Annotated in this window: 1 protein-coding gene; it reads left to right on the forward strand. The window is 34.3% G+C overall.

Annotated features, from left to right (window positions below; translation table 11 throughout):
* The coding region (locus MKO96_RS29235) for an MSCRAMM family protein (RefSeq protein ID WP_276314297.1) at window positions 1-508 on the forward strand (508 nt) is incomplete at both ends.

Consider the following 508-nt stretch of genomic DNA (forward strand, 5'->3'; position numbering starts at 1 on the left):
TTGCTTTAACAGTCGAAAATGAAATGTTAGACAAGGGTAATGTAGAAATTACAAAAGTAGATAAAGACAGTCAGAAAGCATTAGAAGGCGTAGTCTTCGAAGTGCAAGATGAAAAAGGCAAAGTGGTAACGAAAGTAACAACAGATAAAGATGGAAAAGCAAACGTTTCAGACCTATCTGTAGGGAGTTACAAATTAGTAGAAGTAGAAAATTTACCAGGCTACAAAAAACTAACAGAGCCAGTATCATTTGAAATCAAAAAGGGTATGACAGAAGTTTTATTACTAAAAGTAGAGAATGAACAGTTAGATAAAGGTTCAGTAGAAATTACAAAAATGGCTGCTGAAAGTAAGAATGTATTATCAGGGGCAGTGTTTGAAGTTCATGATGAAAAAGGAAAAGTAGTAACGAAAGTAACAACAGATAAAGAAGGAAAAGCGAAAGTCTCAGACTTATCTGTAGGTCACTACACACTTGTAGAAGTAGAAGCACCAAAGGGTTATGAAAA

The organism is Bacillus sp. ES1-5 (genome assembly GCF_022487605.1).
Lineage (GTDB): Bacteria > Bacillota > Bacilli > Bacillales > Bacillaceae_G > Bacillus_A > Bacillus_A wiedmannii.